Source organism: Streptomyces sp. HSW2009, assembly GCF_040240285.1.
Lineage (GTDB): Bacteria > Actinomycetota > Actinomycetes > Streptomycetales > Streptomycetaceae > Streptomyces.
This window is the reverse complement of record NZ_JBEHZD010001192.1, coordinates 1-347: the sequence shown is the minus strand read 5'-3', so window position 1 is coordinate 347 and position 347 is coordinate 1. Positions and strand designations below refer to the sequence as shown.

Below are 347 nucleotides of genomic sequence, written 5' to 3'. Positions count from 1 at the left end.
CCTTTGTGGTTGGGTTCGGTGAAGTCGAATATTGGTCATACGCAGGCTGCTGCGGGTGTGGCGGGTGTGATCAAGATGGTGATGGCGATGCGGCATGGGGTGTTGCCGCGGTCGTTGCATATTGATGAGCCGACGCCGCATGTGGATTGGGGTTCGGGTGGGGTGGAGTTGTTGCGGGAGGCGGTGGAGTGGCCGGAGGTGGGTCGTCCGCGGCGGGTGGGTGTGTCGTCGTTTGGTGCGTCGGGGACGAATGCGCACGTGATTTTGGAGCAGGCTGGGGTGGAGCCTGAGGTGGCGGTGGCGGGTGAGGTGTTGGGTGTGGTGCCGTGGGTGTTGTCGGCGCGTAC

1 protein-coding gene is annotated in these 347 nt (G+C 64.0%); it reads left to right on the top strand.

The features are described from left to right. A partial coding sequence (locus AAHZ94_RS35160) for a ketoacyl-synthetase C-terminal extension domain-containing protein (RefSeq protein WP_349997699.1) occupies positions 1-347 on the top strand: 347 nt, incomplete at both ends.